Genomic DNA, 17,306 nt, shown 5'->3' with positions numbered 1-17,306 from the left:
CTGTTATGTTCTAGTAGGAACATCCGCCACGGCTTGTCAAACGGGGGTGTTGAAGAAGGAACGGGTCTGGGCAAGGCTGCCGCTCGGGCCAGGACGCGCCGAATTGCCGCCAGCCGCATCGGCTTTCCGGGACATCATGTCGATGGGATTTGGGGGAACCGCGTTTCTGAAAACGACGGTGGTAGCGAAGGAGGGACTTGAACCCCCGACCCCAGGATTATGATTCCCGTGCTCTAACCAGCTGAGCTACTTCGCCCCGATCGCGGGACCGCGTCTGCGATGGCGGGGCCTATAGCAGCGCGGACGGTGGGGTCAACCGCCGATGCGGCGGAACCAGCGGTCGCGCATGTCGTTCGGGGGTCGATACGGATCACAGGAGACGGCCATGGAACTTACGGTATCGCTCGAGACGGTATGCCGCCTCATCATCCGCGCCCGCGAAATGGAGGCGCAGGTTCCCGGCCTCGCCGCCGATGATGAAGAGGACCCGACCGAGTCCGACGATGAATTCGCGGTCATGGAGGATGAATCCAACACCGCCGTGCAGGAGGAAATGCTCGCGACGCTCGAAGAATTGCCCGACGATCATATCGCGGAGATTCTGGCGCTCGCCTGGGTCGGGCGCGGCACCTATGATGCCAGCGAATGGGACGAGGCGCTGGAAGAAGCCAATGACCGCAGCGGCGAAACCCCCGCGGACCAGCTGATGGAACTGCCGATGCTCGCCGGCTATCTTGATGCGGGCCTCGCGGCGTTCGACCTCAGCTGCACCGGCATCGGCCAGATCGATTGATCGTTCGGGGGCGGATCAGCGCCGCCCCCGAAAATTTCGGCTGAACGCCGGCTCCCACGGCCCGCCCCGATACCACCAACCGGCCAGCCCGACGATGTGCAGGGGACGCGCCTGCCAGGTCGCCTGCATGTCCGTCAGCAATTTCCGCGCCTCATGCGGCTGGACCTTGTTCTGGATGGTGACATGCGGACGCCAGCCGCGACAATCCTGCGGGATCAGCATCCCGTCGAACGCGGATGCCAGGTCGGCACGGATCGCCAACAATCCCTCGCTCTGAACCTTCAATGCGACGCCGCGTCCCAGATTGACCGGTTCGACCAGCGTCGCCGCGGGCGCCGGGCCCGCGCACGCATCCGCCAGCCGCCGTTCGACCTCGTCGATCACCGACGGGGGCAGGTGATGGAACATCGTCAGATGCGCCGAGATCTGGTTGCGTTCCGGCGGAAAATGCGCCCGCCGCAATCCATCGAGATAGGAAAAATCTTCTGGTCCGAACAAGGCCGATACGATCAACGGCGCGATCATGCGCGCGCCTCGGGCAGTCCATGGATCGCACCCTGGTCCAGCGCCGTGACCAGCCCCTGCCCGCGCATCCGGACCGCGTTCCACGACAGCTGGCGCAACGTCTCCCCGACGCCGCCCACGCCGCCCACGCTGACGATCAGATGGTCGATATGCCCGGTCCGGCAATCCGCCATCACCGCCACCGCCTTTGCCAGCATCACGCCGGCCTCGTCGCGAACCGGCATGCCGTCCAGCCCGGCCACGGTGAACAGGGTCGCTTCCTGGCCATCCGCACAGCTCTGCGCCACATCCGCCTTCGCCGCATCCTCGACATGCGCGCGGTGCCCCAGCCAGCGCCAGATCCCGATGACGTTGACCAGCGTCAGGAACGCGTTGGACCACAGAAGATTGGGTTGCTGCGTTGCCATCGCGACGCCGATCCACGCCAGCGATCCGATCGTGAAGATCACGAATCCCCACCCCGTCACGCGCGTGCCCAGATTGGCCGCCGTCATCATCGCCGCGGCCATCGTCGCGACCGGGGCTATCCAGCCAGCCATTTCTTCCATGAAATTGTCTTCCAATCCCCGAATCGGGGCGCTCAACGCACGATGGACTGTTTCGGTGCCAGGCGGATTAGCATTTGCCGGGTATCGATATCCTGAACGCATCCGCGCGGCCCGGCCACGGTGCGCATCGCCAGGCCGCGACCGGGGCCCGCATCCCCCTTCGGCACCATCGGCGGCGGTAGCCGCAACAGCACCGGATGCCCCGGCCGTCCGCGATAGGCCGGCCGCACGCCCGCATCGCCGGCCCGCAATGCCCGCGCCAGCCGGCCGGCCATGCCCGGCGGCACTGCCGGCATGTCCCCCAGGAACAACAGCATCTGCCGCTCGCACGGCCGCAGCGCGCGCAGCGCCGCGCGCAGGCTGGCCCCCATGCCCTCCGCATGGTCGCGCGCCCGGACGATCGTGGTGCGCGGCCCCCGCGCGGCACGCGTCACCGCCGCACGGCCATGTCCGGTGACCACGATCACCCGCGCCACCGGCGCCGCGCGCGCGATGGCCAGCGTCCGTTCGATCAGGGACAGGGCGCCGATCCGCGCCAGCAGCTTGTTCTGGCGGCCGAACCGGCGCGACCGTCCCGCCGCCAGCACGACGGCTACGCGCATGCCCGGCCCCTTGCGCTCGCGCTCAGATCTCGACCTGGCTGCCCAGTTCCACCACACGGTTGGTGGGCAGCTTGAAGAACTCCATCGCGCTTTCCGCATTGCGCAGCATCCACGCGAACAGCTTCTCGCGCCAGATCGCCATGCCCGGCCGCGACGACGCGATCAGCGTCTGCCGCGCCAGAAAGAAGCTGGTGTCCATCATCTTGAAGCTCTGCCCGCATTCGCCGACATCCTTCAGCGCGCCCGGCACGTCGGGCTCCTCCATGAAGCCGAACCGGATCACCAGCCGGAAAAATCCCTGCTCCAGATCCTCCAGCTGCGTCCGGCGTCCGGTGACGACATAGGGTACGTCCTCGATCTTGACGGTCAGCAGGATCACGCGCTCGTGCAGCACCTTGTTGTGCTTCAGGTTGTGGAGCAGCGCGTGCGGCACGCCTTCCGCGCTGGATGTCATGAACACCGCCGTGCCCGGCACCCGCGTCGCGCTGTTCGCGGCGGATTTCACGAACACCTGTACCGGCATCGCCGATTCGCGCATCCGGTCGATCATCAGCTGCCGTCCCCGCGCCCATGTCGTCAGGAAGGTGAAGGCGATGAACCCGATCAGCAACGGAAACCACCCGCCATCCGGCACCTTGGTCAGGTTCGCCGCGAAATAGGCGGCGTCGATGATCGCGAAGATCGCCAGCAGGAACCCCGCCCACAGCTTGTTCCAATGCCACAGGCTGAACAGCACGACCGCGATCAGCGCGGTGTCGATCAGCATCGCGCCCGTCACCGCGATGCCATAGGCGGCCGCCAGGTTGCTGGAACTGCCGAAGGTCAGCACCAGCAGGATCACCATCACCATCAATGCCCAGTTGATGACCGGGATATAGATCTGCCCCGCGGCCTGGCTGCTGGTGTGCACGATCCGGAGGCGCGGCATGAACCCCAGCTGGATCGCCTGCTGCGTCACGGAAAAGGCACCGGAAATCACCGCCTGGCTGGCGATGACGGTGGCCAGCGTGGCCAGGATCACCAGCGGCAGGCGAAAGGTTTCGGGCGCCAGCAGGAAGAACGGATTGTGGATCGCGCGCATCGCATCGGCAGGGGTCAGCGACAGCAGCATCGCCCCCTGCCCCAGATAGTTGAGCATCAATGCCGGCAGGACAAAGAACATCCACGACACCCGGATCGGGTTGCGCCCGAAATGGCCCATGTCGGCATACAGCGCCTCCGCGCCGGTCACCGCCAGCACCACCGATCCCATCGCCAGAAATGCGCTCACGCCTTCGGTCAGGAAGAACCGCGCCGCATGCCACGGGTTCAGCGCCTCGACGATCATCGGGCTCTGCACGATATGCAGCAGGCCAAGCCCCGCCAGCACCACGAAATAGGTCAGCATGATCGGCCCGAACAGCAACCCGACCTTCGCGGTGCCGCGCGACTGGATGAAGAACAGCCCGACCAGGATCGTGATCGCGATCGGCAACACCAGCGGCGCGAACGCCGTCTCCACCACGGCCAGCCCCTCGACCGCGGACAGCACCGAAATTGCGGGCGTGATCATGCTGTCGCCGTAGAACAGCGCCGTCGCGAACACGCCCAGCAGGACGATCCCCTTGGTCCAGCGCCGCTTGCCGCCGCCCTTGCGGTTGATCAGCGCCAGCAATGCCAGGCTGCCGCCCTCGCCCTTGTTGTCGGCGCGCATGATGATCATCACATATTTGAACGTGACGACCAGCATCATCGACCAGAAGATCAGGCTCAGCACGCCCAGCACGTGCATCCGGTCGGGCGTCAGCGGATGATGCCCGGCGAACGTCTCCCGGAACGCATAGAGCGGGCTGGTTCCGATATCGCCGAACACGATCCCGATCGCGCCGACCGCCAGCTTCGCCAGGCTCTGGCTGCCATGTCCCTGCGCATGGCCGGACGCGTCGCCGTCCGCGTCCAACGCGCCCGTTTCCGAAACACTCATCGATCGACCCGATCCCGCATCACGTTCGTTCAGGACTCCTGCACGATCGATCGATCGCTGCCGATGGTCCTAGCACCGGGTGTGTTGCGCCGCAACGCAGCCCCGGAGGGGCCTTCGCAAGCCCGCAACTCTCTTCTATATAAGCGACATAATAATACAGATAAGGAGAATATCGATGCGCGTCGGAGTTCCCAAGGAAATCAAGAACCACGAATATCGTGTTGGCCTGACCCCGCTTTCGGTGGCAGAGCTGACGGCGGCCGGTCACGAGGTCGTGGTGCAGACACAGGCCGGCATGGGCATCGATTTCGCGGACGCGGATTATGTCGCGGCCGGCGCCACCATTCTGCCCGATGCCCCGGCGGTGTTCGCCGCCGCGGACATGATCGTGAAGGTAAAGGAGCCGCAGCCGTCCGAGATCGCGCTGCTCACGCCCCGCCATCTGCTGTTCACCTATCTCCACCTTGCCGCGGACCGGGCTCAGGCGGACGGGCTGATGGCGTCGGGCGCCACCTGCATCGCCTATGAAACCGTGACGGCGCATGATCGCTCGCTGCCGCTGCTGAAACCCATGTCCGAAGTCGCCGGCCGCATGTCGATCCAGGTCGGCGCCCATTATCTGGAAAAGGAGCAGGGCGGCCGCGGCATGCTGCTCGGCGGGGTTCCCGGCGTCGCACCCGCCACCGTCGTCATCCTCGGCGGCGGCGTCTCGGGCGTCAACGCGGCGCAGATGGCGGTGGGCATGCGCGCCGACGTCACCATCTACGACATTTCCAATGCGCGTCTCGCCGAACTCGACATGATCTTCGGCAGCCAGATCAAGACCGCCTATGCCAGCCAGGCGGCGATTGCGGCCGCGGTGGCGAAGGCGGAACTGGTGATCGGCGCGGTGCTGATCCCCGGTGCGGCCGCGCCGAAACTGGTCACCCGCGACATGGTGCGCAGCATGAAGCGCGGCGCGGTGCTGGTCGACATCGCGATCGATCAGGGGGGCTGTTTCGAAACATCGCACGCCACCACGCATGACGATCCGGTATTCACCGTCGACGACACCATCCATTATTGTGTCGCCAACATGCCCGGCGCGGTCGCCCGCACCTCCACCTTCGCGCTCAACAATGCGACGCTGCCGTTCGCGCTGCGGCTCGCGAACCTGGGCGTCGATGCCGCGCTGGCCGCCGACCCGCATCTTGCCGCCGGGCTCAACGTCTCCGGCGGCCGCATCCGCCACGCAGCCGTCGCCGACGCGCTCGGCCTGCCGCTGAACTGACCGGAACGCAAAGCGAACATCGGCGTTCTTGTCCGGACCCATGGAAAGGACGCCGATGACCACCGACAACCCCAAGACCCACCCGACTTCCAACGCCGAAAAGAACCCCGACGACTGGACCACCGGCGACGAAGCCATGACCGGCGCACAGGCCTCCTACCTCAAGACGCTGAGCGAGGAAGCCGGCGAAACCTTCGACGACACCCTGACCAAGGCCGACGCCTCGAAGAAGATCGACGAGCTTCAGGCCAAGACCGGCCGCGGTCAGTAGCGATATCGCTGACCGCTAACGCCTGACCCCGTTCGGTTCGAGCCTGTCGAGAACGCCCGCGTTCTCGCCAGGCTCGAACCGGACGGATGATGCTAAACAGGCGGCTGAAAGTCGCGCACGGTCGTCACCAAAATCGTCCGGTTCGCGCTTGCTCAAGACCTTTCCTTAAGCCAGCCCGTGCCGCACCAGCATCGCCTGCGGCTCGGGATCGCGTCCGCGAAACGCGCGGAAACTCTCGATCGCCGGCCGGACCGCACCCTGCGACAGGATTTCGTTGCGCAACAGGTCGCCCGTCGCCCGGTCCACCAGCCCCGCCTCCCGGAACCGCTCGAACGCGTCGGCGGCCAGCAGTTCGGCCCACAGATAGCTGTAATAGCCGGACGCATATCCGCCGGAAAAGATGTGGCCGAACGCATGCGCGAACCGGTGCCAGTCCGGCGGGGTCGTCACCGCCACCTCTGCCCGCACCAGCGCGTGCACCGCAACCGGATCGTCGCCATGACGACCGTCATGCAACAGTAGGTCGAACAGGGCGAACTCCACCTGCCGCAACAGGAACAGTCCCGACTGGAACCGCCGCGCCGCCAGCATCCGCTCGAACAGCGCCGCCGGCAGCGGCTCGCCCGTCTCATAATGGCCCGACATCGCGGTCAGGACCGTGCGGTCCCACGCGAAATCCTCCATCAACTGGCTCGGCAGTTCGATCGCGTCCCATTCGAACCCGTTCACGCCCGCTATGCTCGGCCGGTCAATCCGCGTGAACAGGTGATGCAGGCAATGCCCCGTTTCGTGCAGCAGGGTCCGCACGTCCCCGTGCGACAGCAGCGATGGCGTGTCGCTGCCGCGCGGCGCGAAGTTGCAGGTCAGATAGGCGACCGGAACCGACGTCGCACCGTCCTCCACGATCCGCGGCCGCGCGACCGACATCCACGCACCGCCGCGCTTGGCCGGGCGGGCGTGCAGGTCGACATACAGGCCGGCGAACACCGTACCGTCCGCGTCCACCACGTCATAATAGCCTGCATCGGCATGCCACAGCGGCACATCGTCGCGCTGGACCAGCCGGATCCCGAACAGCCGCTCCAGCAGGGTCTCCCACCCCGCCAGCACCCGTTCCACCGGAAAATAGCCGCGGACGGCCTGTTCGTCATAGGCGTGTACCGCCCGGCGCAGCGCATTGGCGGCGAACGCCATATCCCAGGGCTGGAACTCCGCGATCCCCAGCGTCTCGGCCGCGAACCGCCGAACCTCCGCCAGCTCCGCCTCCGCACCCGGCCGCGCCCGTTGCGCCAGATCGCGCAGGAACGCCACCACCTCCTCACCGCCCGGCGCCATCTTGGTCGCCAGCGACCAGGCCACCGGATCGGCAAAACCCAGCAGCCGTGCCGCCTCGCGCCGCCGCGTCAGGATCTCGGCGATGCGCGGGCCATTGTCGAACTGACCGGCGTGCGGCCCGCAATCCGATGCCCGCGTGCCATAGGCTTCATAGACCCGGAACCGCAGGTCGCGATTCTCGGCAAAGGTCAGGATGGCGATCACGCTCGGCTGCTGCAACGTCACCAGCCATCCGTCGGGCAGCCCGGCCGCCCGCGCCGCGACGGCCAGCATGTCGCGATCCGCAGGCGACAGCCCGGCCAGCAACGCCGGGTCGGTGATATGTTCGCGCCACGCCTCGGTCGCATCCAGCACCGCGCTGCTATAGGTATTGCCAAGCGCGGCCAGTTCGGTCTTCAATTCCGCGAACCGCGCCCGCGCCTCGGGCTCCAGCGCGACGCCCGACAGGGTGAACGTCCGGATCGCCCGCTCCACCGCCACCCGGTCCGCCGGCGAAAGCGCCATAAACCCTTCGGTCAGGATCAGGTCGCTCAACACATCGAACAACGCCCGGTTCTGCGCAACGGCGGTCCCGCTTTCCACCAGCCGCTGCTCGGCCGCATCATGCGCCGCACGCAAGGCGGGCGTGTCCAGCACTCCGCCCAGATGCGCGACGGTCGACCATAGTGTGTCGATCGCGGTATCCACGCGCTCGAACGGCAGCCACGCCTCCGCAAACGCGGTCGGTCGATCCTGCACCAGCCCCGCCACCACCGCATCGCGCCGCGCGATCAGCGCATCCATCGCCGGCGCGATCTGTTCGGGGCGGATCGCGGGAAAATCCGGAAGCGCGACGGTATCGAGCAGGCTGTTCATGCGATTTCCTTGATCCTTGTTGCCGTCATATGGGAAGCGCGATCGCCGTCGTCATCTTGATTTCCTCCATCGCGAACGTCGAACTGACATCGAACAGCTTCACCGCGCGGATCAGTTGCTTGTAGATGCGGTCATAGGCGGTCATGTCGTCGACCTTCAGTTTCAACAGATAATCGACGTCGCCGCTCATCCGGTAGATTTCCAGGATTTCGGGGATCGGCACCACCGCCTGCCGGAACTGGTCCAGCCACACATCACTATGTTCCGCGGTCCGGATCGCCACGAACACCGTCATTCCCGCACCCAACCGGGCATGATCCAGGATGGCGACCCGCCGCGCGATATAACCTTCGCTGTCCAGCCGCTTGATCCGGCGCCAGCACGCATTCTGCGACAGGTTCACGCGCGCGGCGATCTCCGTCACCGCGAGATCGGCATCGGCCTGGACGATGGACAGGATGCGAAGGTCCGTCCGGTCGAGATCGGCGGCAATCGGCAATGACTTTCTCCCAATACAAGGCATGTTCGTGGTGATCTTTGGGACAAAAATTTACGGCCGTCGCGCTATTCTGCCACCATGTTCCAGACCGCCATACCGCCCCGAGTCACCCCGGTCGATGCGCTGGTCGACGTGCTCGGCATCGTCGATCATAGCCGTCACGCGGATCTCGATTTTATCGCACGTGCGCTGGCATTGATCGACGGCGATCGGCGTCGCTCGGTCGACACCGCGCTGCTGCCGGTTTCGCTTCCACAGCTTCCCGGCGTGGACCTGTATTTCAAGGACGAGGCCGCCCACCCGACCGGCAGCCTGAAGCACCGGCTCGCGCGCGCCCTGTTCACCGCCGGGATCGTCGGCGGCACGATCCGCGCCGGTCGCGCGGTGGTGGAGGCCTCATCGGGCTCGACCGCGATCTCGGAAGCCTATTTTGCGCGCATGCTCGGTCTGCCCTTCCACGCCGTCATGCCGAAAACGACATCGCCCACCAAGATCGCAGCCGTCCGTGCGCTCGGCGGCGTCTGCCATCTCGTGGACGCGGATCAGGTCTATGCGGAGGCCGCGGCGGTCGCGGCCGCGCTTGGCGGCGTCTATCTCGATCAGTTCACCTTTGCGGAACGCGTGTCCGACTGGCGCTGCGACAATCTTGCCGCCGCGCTGCTGGCGCAGATGGAGGGCGAACGCCACGCCGTTCCCGACTGGATCGTGGTCGGCGCCGGCACGGGCGGCACCGCGGCTACCATCGGGCGTCACCTCCGCTATCGCCGGCTGCCGACCCGGCTCTGCGTCGCGGACGTGGAACATTCCGCTTTCTATGACGGCTATGTCGCGCGCAGCCGCGATGCCCGCTGTCCACGTCCTTCGCGGATAGAAGGCGTCGGCCGCCCGCGGATCGAACCGTCCTTCCTGCCGGACATCATCGATCGCATGATGAAGATCCCGGATGCCGTCTCGATCGCGGGCATGCGGATCGCGAGCGAACATCTTGGCCGCCGGGTGGGTGCATCCACCGGTCTCAACTTCGTCGCCGCGGCGCTACTCGGACGCGAAATGGCGGCGGACGGCCGCACCGGGTCGATCGCGACATTGATCTGCGACGGCGGCGACCGCTATCTCGCCAGCTGCTACTGCGATCATTGGCTGGCGGACCACGGTCTGGCCGCTCCGGTCGCGGATGCCGAACGCCTGCTGCGCGCGACGCTGCTCTGATCTATCGCAGCAGCGCGTCCAGCGCCGTCAGCCGCTGCGTCAGGTCGGCCCGCCACGGCGCATCGGGCGGTGTCCGCGCCAGCAACCCCGCCCATTGCGCCCGCGCCTCGGGCAATTGCCCGGCCTGCGCATAGGCCATGCCCAGGAAAAAGGGCGGCCCGGGATGCCGGGGCGACAGCGTCGCCGCGCGCGCAAAGGCCAGCTCCGCCGCCGGCGTCACCAGGCCATCCGCCTGCGACACCAGCGCATTGCCCATCCCCACCCACAGGTCGGCACTGCGCGGCCGGCGCGCCAGCGCGGATTTCAGGATGCCGATCGCATAGCTGTCCAGCCCCTGCCGGTGAAAGGCATCTGCGGTTTCCAGCACCTGCGCATCGCCGGTGAACTTCTCGAACATGCGGTCGCGCATCGTGGCGAATGCGGTGTCGGGTTGCTGCCGATCCTCGCGCGCCGCCGTTGGCCGCCCCGCCAGGCCGGGACTGCCCTGCCACGCATAGCCCGCGATCGCCAGCAGCAGCGCGGCACCCAGCAGCTCGATCGTCCCGCGCGCGAACCGCCCGAACTGCCACAGCACGCCGCCGACGATCGCCGCCAACCCGATCAGGATCAACCAGCCCGTCATCGCCGCGACCGCCGTTTCAAACTGCCCCGCGCGACGACGGCACCGATCACCAGCAACAGCAATGGCAACGCCCACAACGGCCATGTCACCGCATCCAGCGGCGGGTCATAGCTGACCCAGCTGCCGTACCGCTGCACCAGCCAGGCACGGATCGCCTCCGGCTGCTCCCCCGCCGCGATCCGCCGCCGGACCAGGGCCCGCATGTCCCCCGCCAGATCCGCATCCGAATCGGCGATCGACTGCCCCTGACAGACCAGGCAGCGCAGCGTCTCCATCAGGGCGCGCGCCTCGGCCTCCTGCCGCGCGTCCGGCAACTGCGTATCGCTCAGCGCCGCGGGCGGCACGTTCGATTGTGCCGATACCATGACTGGCGACACCATGAGCATCAGCATCGGGACGGCCATGCCCCTCATCGCAGGCTCCGTACCATCGCGATCAGGCCGGCGACATCCTCCATACGGATATCGCCGATCTTCTGCGCCCGGATGATCCCCTTGCCGTCGACCACGAATGTTTCCGGCACGCCCGACGATCCCAGCGCCAGTTGCACCCGGCTGTCGACGTCGCTGCCCACCGCGCGATACGGATTGCCATAGCGCGCCAAGAACTGGTCGACATCCTCGCGCCGGTCGCGGATCGCGATCGCGTCGATCGGAACACCCGCCTTCGCCAACGCCTCCAGCTGCGGCGCTTCCGCCGCGCAGGGCACGCACCAGCTTGCGAAGATGTTGACCAGCCGTGGCTGCCCGGTTCCGGCCCCGGTCGCCAGCCCCGGCCGGGTCGACGATGCCGCCGGCAGGCGCACCGCCGGCATGGGTTGTCCCACCAGCCGCGACGCGATCGTCCGGTCGGCGGGGTGCAGCAACCCCGACGCCACCAGCGCCAGGAACAGCAGGAACGCGATCAGCGGCACCCAGAGCAGCCACCGGATGCCGGTCTTGGTCATGCATAGACCTCCACCACCCGCGCCCGCCGTTCGCGCCGCACCCGACCGATCAGCGACAGCGCACCACCCAGCGCCACCAGCACGCCGCCCGCCCAGATCAGCGTCACGAACGGCTTCCACCATAGCCGCAGTTGCCAGCGTCCCTCGGCGTCCGATTTGCCCAGCACGACATATAATTGCCCGTCCAGCACGGTGCGGATCGCGGCTTCGCTGGTTTCGGTCGGCGGAGCCCAGAATGCCCGCGCCTGCGGCCGCATCACCACGCCCGGCCCGTCACCGCGAAACACCGTCACCGTCGCCTCGATCGCGGTCCAGTTCGGCCCTGCCACCGGCTCGACCCGGTCGAACCGCAACCGATAAGGCCCGACCCGGTGGGTCTCGCCCGGCCGCGCGGCGACCAGCGTCTCCTGCGTGAACGCCGATTCCGACGCCATCCCCGCCAGCGACACGGCGATGCCCAGATGCGCCACCACCATGCCATAGGTGAACAGCGGCGTCCGCCGCAGCTTGCGTTTCCACAACGGCGCGACACTCGCCACCGCCGCGCCGGCCGCAACCGCCAGCCCCAGCAACGGCAGCACGCCGATGCCCGGTGCCCGGATCTTCATCGCCGCCAGCGCCGCGGTCGTCAGCACGATCGGAACCGCCATCCGCTTCAGCACCGCGAATCCGTCGTCCCGCCGCCAGCGGATCTGCGGACCGGCGCCCATGATTGCGACCAGGATCAACGCCAGCGGCCCCGCCGCCGCATTGAAATAGGGCGGCCCCACCGACAGCTTGCCGCCGGTCAGCGCCTCGATCCCCAACGGATAGAGGGTGCCCACCAGCACGATGCCCAGGATCGCCGACAGCAGCAGGTTGTTGGCGACCAACGCGCCTTCCCGGCTGATCGGGTCGAACTGCTGCCCCTCCCGGACCGTGCCGACCCGCAACGCGAACAGCGCGAGCGCCCCACCGATATACAGCGTCAGCAAGGCCAGGATGAAACTGCCACGCCGCGGATCGACCGCAAAGGCGTGCACGCTGGTCAGGATACCGGACCGCACCAGGAACGTGCCGACCATGCTCATCGAAAATGCGACCACGGCCAGCATGATCGTCCACGCCCGCAATCCGTCGCGCGTCGCCAGCACCGTCACCGAATGCAGCAGCGCCGTCGCGGCCAGCCACGGCATCAGCGACGCGTTCTCCACCGGGTCCCAGAACCACCATCCGCCCCAGCCGAGTTCATAATAGGCCCAGTAACTGCCCGCGGTGATGCCCAGCGTCAGGAAAATCCACGCTCCCAGCACCCAGGGCCGCATCGCCCGTGCAAAGGCGGGGCCGACGTCGCGCGTCACCAGCGCGCCGACCGCGAACGAGAAGGCCACGGACAATCCGACATAGCCGAAATACAGCGTCGGCGGATGGAACGCCAAACCCGGATCCTGCAGCAACGGGTTGAGGCCCTGCCCTTCCGCCGGCGCCGGATTCAGCCGCGCGAACGGGTTGGACGCGAACAGCAGGAACGCGAAGAAACCAAGCGCGATGAACGCCTGCGCGCCCAGCGTCGCAACCAGCGTCCGTTCCGGCAAGCGCCGCTCGATCAGCGCGACCGCCCCGCCGGCGATGCCCAGCACCGCCACCCACAGCAGCATCGATCCTTCGTGATTGCCCCAGGTTCCGGCGAACCGGTACAGCAGCGGCTTTTCGCTATGGTCGTTCGCCGCAACCAGCGCGACCGACAGGTCGACCCGCACGAACAGCGTGATCAGCGCGACGAACGCGATCAACGTCAGCACGCCCTGCGCCACCGCCACGCGTCGCACCGGCGCCATCAGCGCGTCGCGCCCGCCGGTCAGGCCGAATGCCGACAATGCCAGCTGCAACGCCGACAGCGCCGCCGCCAGCCACAACGCCGCCAGTCCGAACTCCGCGATCATGTCCGCCCCGCGCCCTTCGGCGGATCCAGGCTTTCGGACTTGTGCATCTCGCCCGCCACCTGCGGCGGCATATAGCGTTCGTCATGCTTGGCCAGGATGTTGGTGGCGACGAACCCGCCACCGGCGACGAAGGCGCCCTCCGCGACCACGCCCGATTTTTCCTTGAACAGGTCGGGCACGATCCCGGTGTAGCGCACCGGCACCGTCTGCGCCCCGTCGGTCACCAGGAACCGGATCGTGATACCGTCCGGTTCGCGCACGATCGACCGGTCGGCCACCATCCCGCCCAGCCGCACCGCCCGTCCCGGCTGCACATGATCGCGGACCGCATCGCTCGGGCTGTAGAAATAGGCGGCCTGATCCTTCAGCGCCGACATCGCCAGCAACGCGGCCCCCACGACCGCGCCGGTGGCCAGCAACGCCAGCGTCAGCCGTTGATGCTTCGCCTTCATCGCCGGCCGATCTCGTCCGCGCGCCGCTCCGCACGCCGCATCGCGCCGTAACTCCACACGGCCAGGCCCGCGGTCCCGCCGATGCCGATGGCATAGGCGGCGATGATGAACGGCCAGTGGTTCATGCCCGCGCCATCCGTCGCAACCGCGCTTCGACCTTCTTGTCCGCCAGCAACGCGCGCATCCGCATCAGCACGATCGCGGTGAAGATCAGCGAAAATCCCAGCACCACGATCGGCAGCGGCCACAGGATCGACCCGTCGATCGTCGATCTGGTCAGGCCGATGCTCTGCCCCTGGTGCAGCGTGTTCCACCATACGACGGAATAGCGGATGATCGGGATGTTCACCGCGCCGACCATGCCGAAGATCGCGACCACCCGCTGGCCGCCCTCGCCGCGATCGTCATTGGCCTGCGCCAGCGCGATATAGCCGAGATAGAGGAAGAACAGCACCAGCATCGACGTCAGCCGGCCGTCCCATTCCCACCAGGTGCCCCAGGTCGGCCGGCCCCAGATCGATCCCGTCGCCAGGCAGATCGCGGCGAACAGCGCGCCGGGCACGGCCAGCGCGCGGCCCGCGATCGCCGCCATCGGATGCCGCCATACCAGTTGCATCAGGCTGGCGATCGCGATGCCCGTCCAGCCGCCCATGCCCAGCCACGCCGCCGGCACATGCACATACAGGATGCGCACGCTTTCCCCCTGCAGGTAATCCGGCGGCGTCAGGAACAATCCCGCCGCCAATCCCGCCCCGGACAGCAAGGCGCCGGCCCAGAATGCCCAGGGTGTGATCGGGCGGGCAAGACCGAGAAAGCGGGACGGATTGGCGAATGCGTGCATAGATGTTCGATGGTGATAGGCCAGCACCGCGCGGCGGGAAAGCTCCGATCGCATATTCTATGGGTTTCGCGATCGAACCTGCCACCCTAAGCGCGTGGCGATGTCCGCCAGCGCCCCTGAACCCCGTCCGGATCGCCCGCTGCTCGGGATCCTGCTGCGGATCGGGTCGGCGTCCTGCTTCGCCATCATGGCCGCGGCCCTGAAACTCGCCAGCCTGCGCGGCGTCAACGCGCCGGAAATGATCCTCTATCGCAACGCATCGGGCCTCCCGATCCTGTTCGGCTGGGTGTTGCTCGGCCCCGGCCTCGCCACGCTCACCACGCGCCGCCCGCTCGCGCATGTCACGCGCTCCTGCATCGGGCTCGTCTCGATGCTGCTCACGTTCGAAGCACTGATCCTGCTCCCGCTGGCGGAGGCGACCACCATCACCTTCGCGGCGCCGGTGTTCGCCACCATCTTGTCGGTCCTGATCCTGTCGGAACGGGTCGGGCGCTACCGCTGGACCGCGGTCCTGCTGGGTTTTGCCGGGGTCCTGATCGTGATGCAGCCAGGCAGCGGCACGTTGCCGATGATCGGGATCGCCGTCGCGGTGGCCGCCGCCATCGGCCAGGCCAGCGTCGCGATCACGCTGCGGCAGATCGGAAAGAGCGAAGGCATCGCCGCGATCGTCTTCTGGTTCACCGTCGCCAATACGGTCGCGGGTCTCGTTGCGCTGCCCTGGTTCGGGCATCGCCACGAACCCGTCACCTGGGCGCTGCTGATCGGCGCCGGCATGCTCGGCATGGGTGGGCAACTGATGATGACGGCCTCACTCCGCCATGCGCCGGTCGCCGTCGTCGCCCCGCTCGATTATCTCCAGCTGCTGTGGGCGACGCTGTTCGGCTGGATGCTGTTCGCGCATATTCCGCTGCGCACGACGCTTGTCGGCGGGGCCCTGATCGTCGGCAGCGGCCTCGTCACCGCCTGGCGGGAACGTCGCCTCCGCCGCGCGGCGATGCCCTCGCCGGGCGGGGTGTGACGGCTATCCCCGCCCGATCAACCGCTGCGCCATCCGGTCCGATACCGCGGCCGCGCTGTCGCCGGTGGCCGCGCTCTCGTCCCAGATCGCGTTCAACCGGCCTGGGATCTGCGCGATCCGGTCCTCCACCGCGTCGCGGTCGCCCTGGCCGAGATACTCCACGCCGACGCTGATGATCCCGCCGGCGTTGATGACGTAGTCCGGCGCATAGAGGATACCGCGCGCCTGCAATCGCGTGCCGTCCGCCGGCGTCGCCAGCTGGTTGTTCGCGCCGCCCGCCACGATCGGCGCCGACAGCGCGGCGATCGTATCTTCGTCCAGGATCGCGCCCAGCGCGTTCGGGCTGAACACATCCGCCTCGACGCGCAGGATGTCCGCCGCCGCCACCGCGCGGCCACCCAGTTCCTCGGCCAGCCGCGCCGCGCGATCCGTATCGACATCGGCCAGCGTCAGCGTTGCGCCGCGTGCCGCCAACCGCCGCGCCAGTCCGCCTCCGACCGATCCGACCCCCTGGATCGCGACATGCACCCCGTCCAGATCGCGGTTCAGCGCGCGCCGCACCGCCGCCTCCACGCCCAGGAAGATGCCATGGGCGGTGAACGGCCCCGGATCGCCCCCGGCCGCGCCGCCCTCGACCGGCAACCCGGATACGAACCGGGTCTGTTCGCGCACCGCGACCATGTCGGCCAGGGAAATGCCGACATCTTCCGCGGTCACATAGCGCCCGCCCAGACTGTTCACCGCCCGGCCGAACGCCGCCAGCAGTTCCGGCGATTTCACCCGCGCCGAATCGGCCAGGATCACGGCCTTGCCACCGCCCAGCGGCAACCCGGCCATCGCATTCTTGAAACTCATGCCGCGCGATAGCCGCAACACGTCCGTTACGGCCAGTTCCGGATCGGCATAATGCCAGAATCGCGTTCCGCCCGCCGCCGGCCCCAGCGCGGTCGAATGGATCGCGATGACCGCGGTCAGCCCGCTGGCGCGATCCCGGAAGAAATGCAGACCCTCATGATCGTCATAATCCAGATAGTCCCACGGGGCGGTCATGGCGGCATCCTAGCGCGAAAGAAAATTGCGGCCTCCGGCAATAATCTTGGTAACGCCGCGAGGCCAGCGCAAAAGCGCGGCTTCTGGTGTGTCGGGTGATCTGGTGTGTCGGGTGATGGGGTATGGATGGGGCGACCAACGGGGATTGAACCCGCAACCTCCGGTACCACAAACCGGCGCTCTAACCAATTGAGCTATGGTCGCCACATGCCCGTCCGCCGCAGCCTGCGGTCCGAACGTCCGCGCCCCCTACATCCCGCGTCGCCGAAACGCAAGGTCGCGGGTTGGCGAAGCTTACCCGACCCCCTAAGTAGACAATTCGCATGCTGTCCCAACGCACCCGCTACGCCGCCCGCGCGCTCCAGCATCTTGCCGACCGCTATGGCGAGGGACCGGTGCAGTTGACGGAGATCGTGGCGGCGCAGAATATCCCCGCCAAGTTCCTGACCGTGATCCTGTCGGAAATGAAACGGGCGGGGCTGGTCGATACCATGCGCGGCAAGGTCGGCGGCTACTGGCTGGCGCGCCCGCCGGAGGAGATCACCTATGGCGACATCGTCCGGCTCACGCGCGGGTCGCTGGCGC

20 protein-coding genes and 2 tRNA genes are annotated in these 17,306 nt (G+C 67.4%); 6 read left to right on the top strand and 16 right to left on the bottom strand.

Annotated features, from left to right (window positions below; all coding sequences use genetic code 11):
* Nucleotides 1-179: 179 nt before the first annotated feature.
* Nucleotides 180-256 (bottom strand) — tRNA-Met (locus VF649_RS10530).
* 129 nt (nucleotides 257-385) lie between these two features.
* Here VF649_RS10530 and VF649_RS10525 point away from each other — a divergent pair.
* Complete coding sequence (locus VF649_RS10525; RefSeq protein ID WP_331011909.1) at nucleotides 386-793, top strand: DUF3775 domain-containing protein; 408 nt, start codon at nucleotides 386-388, stop codon at nucleotides 791-793.
* A 15-nt stretch (nucleotides 794-808) separates the two neighbouring features.
* Here the strand turns inward: VF649_RS10525 and VF649_RS10520 are convergent, their stop codons facing one another.
* Genes VF649_RS10520 through VF649_RS10505 form a run of 4 tightly spaced genes read right to left on the bottom strand, consistent with a single transcriptional unit; the run spans nucleotide 809 to nucleotide 4,431 of the window.
* Nucleotides 809-1,318, bottom strand: a complete 510-nt coding sequence (locus VF649_RS10520) for a 2'-5' RNA ligase family protein (protein ID WP_331011908.1) — start codon at nucleotides 1,316-1,318, stop codon at nucleotides 809-811.
* Complete coding sequence (locus VF649_RS10515; protein ID WP_331011907.1) at nucleotides 1,315-1,902, bottom strand: PRC-barrel domain-containing protein; 588 nt, start codon at nucleotides 1,900-1,902, stop codon at nucleotides 1,315-1,317. The genes VF649_RS10520 and VF649_RS10515 overlap by 4 nt, the downstream gene beginning before the upstream one ends.
* Complete coding sequence (locus VF649_RS10510; protein ID WP_331011906.1) at nucleotides 1,899-2,468, bottom strand: nucleotidyltransferase family protein; 570 nt, start codon at nucleotides 2,466-2,468, stop codon at nucleotides 1,899-1,901. Before VF649_RS10510 ends, VF649_RS10515 begins: the two co-directional genes overlap by 4 nt.
* 22 nt (nucleotides 2,469-2,490) lie before the next feature.
* Nucleotides 2,491-4,431 carry a potassium transporter Kup gene (locus VF649_RS10505; protein ID WP_331011905.1) on the bottom strand — a complete coding sequence of 647 codons (1,941 nt, stop codon included), beginning with the start codon at nucleotides 4,429-4,431 and terminating at the stop codon, nucleotides 2,491-2,493.
* A 175-nt stretch (nucleotides 4,432-4,606) separates the two neighbouring features.
* Here VF649_RS10505 and ald point away from each other — a divergent pair, with 175 nt between their 5' ends.
* The gene (ald, locus tag VF649_RS10500; RefSeq protein ID WP_331011904.1) at nucleotides 4,607-5,701 is read left to right on the top strand and encodes an alanine dehydrogenase; all 1,095 of its coding nucleotides are present in this window, start codon (nucleotides 4,607-4,609) and stop codon (nucleotides 5,699-5,701) included.
* A gap of 55 nt (nucleotides 5,702-5,756) precedes the next feature.
* A complete protein-coding gene (locus VF649_RS10495; protein ID WP_331011903.1) occupies nucleotides 5,757-5,972 on the top strand; it encodes a DUF3072 domain-containing protein in 216 nt (71 codons plus the stop codon).
* A 165-nt stretch (nucleotides 5,973-6,137) separates the two neighbouring features.
* Here the strand turns inward: VF649_RS10495 and VF649_RS10490 are convergent, their stop codons facing one another.
* Together VF649_RS10490 and VF649_RS10485 are read right to left on the bottom strand one after the other, a co-directional pair.
* Entirely contained in the window at nucleotides 6,138-8,162 is a 2,025-nt protein-coding gene (locus tag VF649_RS10490; protein WP_331011902.1) for a M3 family metallopeptidase, read from the bottom strand.
* A gap of 25 nt (nucleotides 8,163-8,187) precedes the next feature.
* Nucleotides 8,188-8,655, bottom strand: coding sequence for an Lrp/AsnC family transcriptional regulator (locus tag VF649_RS10485; protein WP_331011917.1), 468 nt, complete (start codon nucleotides 8,653-8,655; stop codon nucleotides 8,188-8,190).
* Nucleotides 8,656-8,739: 84 nt separating this feature from the next.
* Here VF649_RS10485 and VF649_RS10480 point away from each other — a divergent pair, with 84 nt between their 5' ends.
* Nucleotides 8,740-9,870 (top strand): PLP-dependent cysteine synthase family protein, encoded by a 1,131-nt coding sequence (locus VF649_RS10480; protein ID WP_331011901.1) that lies wholly within the window; start codon nucleotides 8,740-8,742, stop codon nucleotides 9,868-9,870.
* A gap of 1 nt (nucleotide 9,871) precedes the next feature.
* On the opposite strand, the gene VF649_RS10475 is transcribed toward VF649_RS10480, so the two are convergent.
* Genes VF649_RS10475 through ccmC form a run of 7 tightly spaced genes read right to left on the bottom strand, consistent with a single transcriptional unit; the run spans nucleotide 9,872 to nucleotide 14,653 of the window.
* On the bottom strand, nucleotides 9,872-10,492 hold the full coding sequence (locus VF649_RS10475; RefSeq protein ID WP_331011900.1) for a cytochrome C biogenesis protein: 621 nt from the start codon (nucleotides 10,490-10,492) through the stop codon (nucleotides 9,872-9,874).
* Nucleotides 10,489-10,905: a cytochrome c-type biogenesis protein gene (locus tag VF649_RS10470; protein ID WP_331011899.1), complete on the bottom strand. Its 417-nt coding sequence runs from the start codon at nucleotides 10,903-10,905 to the stop codon at nucleotides 10,489-10,491. The genes VF649_RS10475 and VF649_RS10470 overlap by 4 nt, the downstream gene beginning before the upstream one ends.
* On the bottom strand, nucleotides 10,902-11,438 hold the full coding sequence (locus VF649_RS10465; RefSeq protein ID WP_331011898.1) for a redoxin family protein: 537 nt from the start codon (nucleotides 11,436-11,438) through the stop codon (nucleotides 10,902-10,904). The genes VF649_RS10470 and VF649_RS10465 overlap by 4 nt, the downstream gene beginning before the upstream one ends.
* Nucleotides 11,435-13,360, bottom strand: a complete 1,926-nt coding sequence (locus VF649_RS10460) for a heme lyase CcmF/NrfE family subunit (protein ID WP_331011897.1) — start codon at nucleotides 13,358-13,360, stop codon at nucleotides 11,435-11,437. Before VF649_RS10460 ends, VF649_RS10465 begins: the two co-directional genes overlap by 4 nt.
* Nucleotides 13,357-13,812: a cytochrome c maturation protein CcmE gene (gene ccmE / locus VF649_RS10455; protein WP_331011896.1), complete on the bottom strand. Its 456-nt coding sequence runs from the start codon at nucleotides 13,810-13,812 to the stop codon at nucleotides 13,357-13,359. Before ccmE ends, VF649_RS10460 begins: the two co-directional genes overlap by 4 nt.
* A complete protein-coding gene (locus tag VF649_RS10450; protein WP_331011895.1) occupies nucleotides 13,809-13,937 on the bottom strand; it encodes a hypothetical protein in 129 nt (42 codons plus the stop codon). The genes ccmE and VF649_RS10450 overlap by 4 nt, the downstream gene beginning before the upstream one ends.
* Nucleotides 13,934-14,653 carry a heme ABC transporter permease CcmC gene (ccmC, locus tag VF649_RS10445; protein WP_331011894.1) on the bottom strand — a complete coding sequence of 240 codons (720 nt, stop codon included), beginning with the start codon at nucleotides 14,651-14,653 and terminating at the stop codon, nucleotides 13,934-13,936. Before ccmC ends, VF649_RS10450 begins: the two co-directional genes overlap by 4 nt.
* A gap of 100 nt (nucleotides 14,654-14,753) precedes the next feature.
* On the opposite strand from ccmC, the gene VF649_RS10440 reads away from it, so the two are divergent.
* Nucleotides 14,754-15,671: a DMT family transporter gene (locus tag VF649_RS10440; protein WP_331011893.1), complete on the top strand. Its 918-nt coding sequence runs from the start codon at nucleotides 14,754-14,756 to the stop codon at nucleotides 15,669-15,671.
* Nucleotides 15,672-15,674: 3 nt separating this feature from the next.
* Here VF649_RS10440 and VF649_RS10435 read toward each other — a convergent pair whose 3' ends face one another.
* Nucleotides 15,675-16,721, bottom strand: a complete 1,047-nt coding sequence (locus tag VF649_RS10435) for a Glu/Leu/Phe/Val family dehydrogenase (RefSeq protein WP_331011892.1) — start codon at nucleotides 16,719-16,721, stop codon at nucleotides 15,675-15,677.
* Nucleotides 16,722-16,848: 127 nt separating this feature from the next.
* A tRNA-His gene (locus VF649_RS10430) sits at nucleotides 16,849-16,925 on the bottom strand.
* 119 nt (nucleotides 16,926-17,044) lie between these two features.
* Between VF649_RS10430 and VF649_RS10425 the strand changes: the two genes are divergently transcribed.
* Nucleotides 17,045-17,306: Rrf2 family transcriptional regulator (locus tag VF649_RS10425; protein WP_331011891.1), on the top strand; the 262-nt coding region annotated here is incomplete at its 3' end.

Source organism: Sphingomonas sp. (assembly GCF_036387535.1).
Classification (GTDB): Bacteria; Pseudomonadota; Alphaproteobacteria; order Sphingomonadales; family Sphingomonadaceae; genus Sphingomonas_R.
Note: the sequence above shows the minus strand (reverse complement) of the source record. Positions and strands in the feature narration are given on the sequence as shown.